Annotated in this window: 7 protein-coding genes; 3 read left to right on the top strand and 4 right to left on the bottom strand. The window is 68.6% G+C overall.

Annotated elements, in window-relative coordinates:
* Positions 1–135: 135 nt before the first annotated feature.
* Entirely contained in the window at positions 136–903 is a 768-nt protein-coding gene (locus tag EV278_RS20945; RefSeq protein ID WP_132095677.1) for a hypothetical protein, read from the top strand.
* Positions 904–969: 66 nt separating this feature from the next.
* On the opposite strand, the gene EV278_RS20940 is transcribed toward EV278_RS20945, so the two are convergent.
* The 3 genes from EV278_RS20940 to petA are packed head-to-tail and all read right to left on the bottom strand — an operon-like array spanning position 970 to position 3,706.
* The gene (locus EV278_RS20940; RefSeq protein WP_132095675.1) at positions 970–1,824 is read right to left on the bottom strand and encodes a cytochrome c1; all 855 of its coding nucleotides are present in this window, start codon (positions 1,822–1,824) and stop codon (positions 970–972) included.
* Between the two features lie 5 nt (positions 1,825–1,829).
* Positions 1,830–3,149 (bottom strand): cytochrome b N-terminal domain-containing protein, encoded by a 1,320-nt coding sequence (locus EV278_RS20935; protein WP_132095673.1) that lies wholly within the window; start codon positions 3,147–3,149, stop codon positions 1,830–1,832.
* 5 nt (positions 3,150–3,154) lie between these two features.
* Complete coding sequence (gene petA, locus EV278_RS20930; protein ID WP_132095671.1) at positions 3,155–3,706, bottom strand: ubiquinol-cytochrome c reductase iron-sulfur subunit; 552 nt, start codon at positions 3,704–3,706, stop codon at positions 3,155–3,157.
* A 205-nt stretch (positions 3,707–3,911) separates the two neighbouring features.
* On the opposite strand from petA, the gene EV278_RS20925 reads away from it, so the two are divergent.
* Together EV278_RS20925 and hemF are read left to right on the top strand one after the other, a co-directional pair.
* Positions 3,912–4,370: a tRNA (cytidine(34)-2'-O)-methyltransferase gene (locus tag EV278_RS20925; RefSeq protein WP_165916726.1), complete on the top strand. Its 459-nt coding sequence runs from the start codon at positions 3,912–3,914 to the stop codon at positions 4,368–4,370.
* A gap of 192 nt (positions 4,371–4,562) precedes the next feature.
* Complete coding sequence (hemF, locus tag EV278_RS20920; RefSeq protein ID WP_132095668.1) at positions 4,563–5,435, top strand: oxygen-dependent coproporphyrinogen oxidase; 873 nt, start codon at positions 4,563–4,565, stop codon at positions 5,433–5,435.
* Between the two features lie 55 nt (positions 5,436–5,490).
* Here hemF and EV278_RS20915 read toward each other — a convergent pair whose 3' ends face one another.
* Positions 5,491–6,138: an Isoquinoline 1-oxidoreductase subunit gene (locus EV278_RS20915; RefSeq protein WP_132095666.1), complete on the bottom strand. Its 648-nt coding sequence runs from the start codon at positions 6,136–6,138 to the stop codon at positions 5,491–5,493.
* Between the last annotated feature and the right edge of the window lie 44 nt (positions 6,139–6,182).

The following is a 6,182-nucleotide window of genomic DNA, read 5'->3' as shown; positions in this document are numbered from 1 at the left end:
CATCCATGCTGGCCTCCTTCCCAGCCAGCATCTTGAATCAGACGCCAGCTGATTTGGGAATCCCGCGATTCAGCTAAACCTCAACCCGCTCTAGGTTCGCTCGCCGCGCGGGAAAACCTTGGCTAGGATCGCCGCATGCGTCGCGCCGCCCCCCTGCTGTTCCTGACCCTGCTGGCGACGCATGGCGGCCCGGCGGCGGCTGGCGAGACCGCCTGCTGGTTCGAGAACGGCGCGGTCGTGGCCCCGGCGGCCGTCGGCGGCATCGCCGGTGACTATGTGATCGACCTGTCGGCCCCGCACACCCTGCTGCACCGCGACATCGCCCAGGGCGCCGGCCACGTGGAGACCGCCCTGACCCTGCCGGTGCGCCTGGCGGGGGAGAGCGTGGCGGCGGCGCCGGTCGCCGTCCAGAGCCTGGACTATCGCGCCGTCGGCTTCCGAACCCCGATCACCGGCGTGATCGGGGCCGACATCCTGGACCGCTACACCCTGACCCTGGACTTCTCGCCCTGCCGCCTGAGGCTGGAACGCCCGAGCGAGCTGCGACGAGCCCGGGCGGGAGGCCTGCCCGTCACCCTTGTCGGCGGGACGCCCACCGTCCGCGCGGCCGCCTCGGACGGCCTCAGGGGCGTCTCCGGTCCCTTCGCCTTGGACACCGCCTCGGCGGGCGGCGTCCGGGCCCGCGGCGCCGCCGACGGGCCGCGCCAGAAGCCGGCGGGAACCCTGCGCGGCCTGTCGCTGGATGGGACTCTGCGTCAGAACCTGCCGACCGTGGTGGCCGGCGACCTTCCGGACGGCGTGGTCGGGGCGATCGGCGTCCAGGTCCTGGCGGCCTACCGCCTGCGGCTGGATCCCAAGGCCCGACGCCTGTGGCTGACGCCCGTCCCGGCGGCCTCCCGGTAGCTCGGACAATGAAAAAGGGCCCGGCGTCGCCGCCGGGCCCGATCTCTTCAGGTCTTCAAGAGCCGGTCAGTGCGACTCGTTCTTCCAGACCTTGCGGTAGCTGGCGTAGAGCAGGCCCGCGAACAGCACCAGATAGATCAGCACGGCGAAGCCGGTCTGCTTGCGCTCTTCCAGCTTGGGCTCGGCGGCCCACATCAGGAAGGCCGCGACGTCCTTGGCTTCCTGGTCCAGGGTCGACGGGGTGCCGTCGTCGAAGGTCACCTGGCCGGCCTTGATCGGCGGGGCCATGGCGATGAAGCCGCCGGGCGGCACGTGCTTGTGGTCGCCCGACCAGTACGAGCTGAGGTCGCCCGCCATGTACTGGTTATAGTGCTGGGTCGCGTCCATCTTCAGGCCGGGCGGCGGGGCCGCGTAGCCGGTGATGATGGAATAGATGTGGTTGGGCCCCTCTTCGCGGGCCTTGGCCAGCAGCGACATGTCCGGCGGCAGGGCGCCGCCGTTGCTGGCGCGGGCTGCCGCCTCGTTCGGGAACGGCGAGGGGAAGCGGTCGGCCGGGGTGGCCGGACGCTTGATCGTATCGCCGGTCTCGTTGTCGATGTCGGCGACCTCGTAGTCCTTGGCGATCGCCTTGACGTAGGGGTTGTCGTTCGAGTTCGGGTACTTCTTGTCGTAGAACGGACCGCCCTTGTCGCCGAGGTTGCGGAACGACACCAGATTCATCGAGTGGCAGGCCGAGCAGACCTCCCGATAGACCTTGTAGCCGCGCTGCAGCTGGGCCTGGTCGAACTTGCCGAACGGGCCGTCGAACGACCAGTGGACTTCCTTGGCCGGCAGGGCGCCATGGGCCGCCAGGGCCGGGCCGGCGGCGCCGGCCGTCAGGAGACCCGCGACCGCTGCGATGACGGAGAGTTTGCGCAGCATCGGGATCAGCCCTTCATTTCAGGCGCGGCGGTCGCTTCGGCCGGCGCGGCGGCCGGGTGCGACAGGGCGGGAGAGGCGATGGAGTCCGGCACCGGCAGGGTCTTTTCGGTCAGGCCCAGCACCGGCAGGATCACCAGGAAGAAAGCGAAGTAGTAGAGCGCGGCCACGCGGCTGAGCCACACGAAGCTGTTCAGGTCCGACGCCATCAGCTGGAACGTGGTCACGCCTGGGATGACCTGGTCGTCGGGCAGCTTGGCGCCGCAGACGCCCAGGATGCAGCAGGCCACGACGAAGATGAAGAAGTGGATCTTCGCGGTCGGGCGGTAGCGCATCGAGCGCACCTTCGAGGTGTCCAGCCACGGCAGGGCGAACAGGCAGGCGATGGCGCCGAACATGGCCAGCACGCCCATCAGCTTGTCCGGCACGGCGCGCAGGATCGCGTAGAACGGCAGGAAGTACCATTCCGGAACGATGTGCGACGGCGTCACCAGCGGGTTGGCCGGGATGTAGTTGTCGGCGTGGCCCAGGGCGTTGGGCATGAAGAACACGAACCAGGCGAACAGGATCAGGAAGACGCTCAGCGCGAATGCGTCCTTCACCGTCGCGTACGGGGTGAAGGGCACGGTGTCGGCCTTCGACTTGGGCTCGACGCCGGTCGGGTTGTTCTGGCCCACCACGTGCAGCGCCCAGATGTGCAGGATCACCACGCCGGCGATCATGAAGGGCAGCAGGTAGTGCAGCGAGAAGAAGCGGTTCAGGGTGGGGTTGTCGACCGCGAAGCCGCCCCACAGCCAGGTGGTGATGCTCTCGCCGACCAGCGGCAGGGCGCCGAACAGGTTGGTGATCACGACGGCGCCGTGGAACGACATCTGGCCCCAGGGCAGGACGTAGCCCATGAAGGCCGTGGCCATCATCAGCAGGTAGATCACGCAGCCCAGCAGCCACAGCACTTCGCGCGGCGCCTTGTAGGAGCCGTAATAGAGGCCGCGGAGCATGTGGATGTAGACGGCGATGAAGAACATCGATGCGCCATTGGCGTGCATGTAGCGGATCAGCCAGCCGTAGTTCACGTCGCGCATGATGTGCTCGACCGAGGCGAAGGCGTGGTCGGCGCTGGGCGTGTAGTGCATCACCAGGATGATGCCGGTGATCAGCTGCGAGGCCAGGCACAGCGACAGGATGGCTCCGAAGGTCCACCAGTAGTTCAGGTTACGCGGCGTGGGGTAGTCGACGAAGCTGTCGTAGCCCAGGCGCACGATCGGCAGACGGGCGTCGAGCCAGCGCTCGATACCGGTCTTGGGTTCGTAGGTCGAATGTCCGCTCATCTCGCTTAACCGATCTTGACCTTGGTGTCGGACAGGAAGGCGTATTCCGGAACCACCAGGTTCTTGGGCGCGGGGCCCTTACGGATACGGCCCGAGGTGTCATAGACCGAGCCATGGCAGGGGCAGAACCAGCCGCCGTACTCGCCGCCGCCGAAGGTGGGGACGCAGCCGAGGTGGGTGCAGTTGCCGCCGACGATCAGCCACTGGGCCTTGCCCGGCTTCACGCGATCGGCGTCCTTTTCCGGATCCTTCATCGACGCGGCGTCGTCGGCCACCGCCTTGGCGATCTCGGCCTTGGTGCGGTTGCGCACGAACAGCGGCTTGCCGCGCCATTTGACGACGACCTGCTGGCCTTCCGGCACCTTGGTGACGTCGAACTCGATCGACGCCAGGGCCCGCGTGTCGGCGGAGGGGTTCATCTGGTCGATGAACGGCCACGCGATCGCGGCCGCGCCGCCAGCGGCGACCGCCATCGATGCGATGTAGATGAAATCCCGGCGGCTGGGGTCTTCCCCATGCGCCGGATCAGTTTTTGCGCCCACGGCGGTGTCGGCCACCCAAGTCACCCTTCGATGCCGCCGCGCCGCCAAAGACGGCCCGGCCTGGAGAAACGCCTGTCGGCGCATACTGTCTGGACCCGCAAGCGGGTCTTCGCCACAACAGGCAAAAGCGGATCGTCCTATCGGACGCGCGGACGAAGTCCGCAAGCCCTTTCGATTCGCAGCAAATGCCCCTGCTGGCTTTATGGTTGGTTCGCTTAGAATGCGGCTCGCGCTTTTTCAACCCGGCATTCCTCAGAACGTGGGCGCGGCGATCCGCCTGGGCGCCTGCCTGGGGGTGGGGCTGGACGTGATCGAGCCCTGCAGTTTCCCCTTGGACGACAAGAGCTTGAAGCGCGCGGCCCTCGACTACGGCCCGCTGACGCACATGATCCGCCACGCCTCGTGGGAGGCGTTCCTGGCCGCCCCGGAGCGCCGCGAAGGGCGATTGCTGCTGTTCACCACCAAGGCGACCGCCCCGTTCCACAAGTTCGAGTTTGAGGCAGGCGACACCCTGTTGTTCGGCAATGAGAGCCGCGGCGCGCCACCGGAGGTTCACGCGGCGGCCTTCTCGCGCCTGACGATCCCGTTGCGCCCCGAGGCCCGCTCGATGAACCTGGCGACGACGGCCGCCATGGCGCTGGGCGAGGCGTTGCGGCAGACGGACGGGTTTCCGGGATAGGGGCGGCGCGGCGAACACTTGCCCCCTCCGGGCCTTCGGCCCTCCTCCCCCAGAGGGGGAAGAGCGCTCCGCCCCCTGTGGGGGCGGACAGACCGCGAAGCGGTCAGGTGGGGGCAAGTGTCAGCCTCCGCAGAACCCCTTAGGCGGCGCTCCCTATTTGCACCAGACGCTCCAACCTCGTAATCCGCTCGCATGACAGACGACCTCGATCTCGACGCCAAGAAAGCCGCCGCCCGCGCCTGGTTCGAAAGCCTGCGCGACCAGATCTGCGCGGAATTCGAGCGCCTGGAGGACGCGGCGCCCGCAGAGCTCTACGCCGGCGAGCCGGCCCGCTTCGTCCGCAAGCCCTGGGACCGCGAGGCCGGCGGCGGCGGGGTGATGTCGATGATGCGCGGCCGGCTGTTCGAGAAGGTCGGCGTCCACGTCTCGACGGTGTTCGGGACCTTCACGCCCGAAATGGCCAAGACCATGCCCGGCGCGGCCGAGGACCCGCGGTTCTTCGCCACCGGCGTCAGCCTGATCGCCCACATGCGCAGCCCGCGCGTGCCGGCCGTGCACATGAACACCCGCTTCATCGCCACCACGAAAAGCTGGTTCGGCGGCGGCGGCGACCTGACCCCCCTGCTCGGCTACCAGCGCCGGCAGGACTTTCCGGACGCCATCGACTTCCACGCCGCCTACCAGCGCGCCTGCGACGCCCACGACCCGGCCTGGTACGCCAAGTACAAGGCCTGGTGCGACGAGTACTTCTTCCTGCCGCACCGCAACGAGCCCCGCGGTATCGGCGGGATCTTCTACGACCATCACGACAGCGGTAGCTGGACCAGGGACTTCGCGTTCACCCAGGACGTCGGCAGGGCGTTCCTGGAGATCTACCCGACCCTGGTGCGCCGCCGGATGGGCGAGGCCTGGACGGCCGAGGAGCGCGAGCAGCAGCTGGTGCAGCGCGGCCGCTACGTGGAGTTCAACCTGCTCTACGACCGCGGCACGATGTTCGGCCTGAAGACCGGCGGCAACGTCGAGTCGATCCTCAGCTCGATGCCGCCCGAGGTGAGGTGGCCGTAGGGGGCCGCCCAGGGCCTGGCTGGGGACAGGCGCGTGCGCCTGTCCCCGACCCTAATCAAGCCTTCGGGCACTTGGCTCCGGTATCGATCCAGGCCTGCACCAGCTCGCCGAACCGCGCTTGCGTCCCTAGCGCGGGGACCCGGCCGTCGCCCGGGTTCCAGGCCCAGCCGACCAGGTGATCTTCCGCCATGTGGTGGTGGATTTCGGCCAGCGAGCGACCGCCGTTCCGGGTCGGGTCCTTGATCTGGGCGCAGATCGCGCCCAGCGACTTGCCCTGCCAGGCCATCTCGACCGGCGCCAGGGCCCATTTCGGATCGCCGGGGATCGACTTGATGTCCTGCCCCCAGGTCTCGACGTTGGCTGGCCCGTGGCACGCGCCGCAGGGCAGGCCCACCGGCCCGTGACCGCTCTGGCCGGCGACCATCGGCGGATTGTGCGGATGGCGGTCGTCGCCCTGGGTCGGGGCGCGCTGCACCGGATGGCAGTTCATGCAGCGCGGGCTTTCGATCACCTTGCCGGCTTCCGTGAACAGGGCGACCGAGCGCGTGGCCGGGTCCTTGATCGAGGCGAAGTCGGCGGCGCTTTTCAACGTCTGGGCGGACGCGCCGGGCGCGGTGGCCGGAGCGTCGGCGCGGACACCCGGCAGCAGCGCGCCGCCGATCATCAGCAAACCGGCGGCGAGTACGACGGTTGCGGCTCTCATGGTCCTGTCTCCCGCGTTTCAGCCCAAACGGTCGGCCCGCGGTC

Origin of the sequence: Caulobacter sp. BK020, from assembly GCF_004342605.1 — a bacterium.
Taxonomy (GTDB): Bacteria; Pseudomonadota; Alphaproteobacteria; order Caulobacterales; family Caulobacteraceae; genus Caulobacter.
This window is presented reverse-complemented; position numbering and strand designations above follow the sequence as displayed.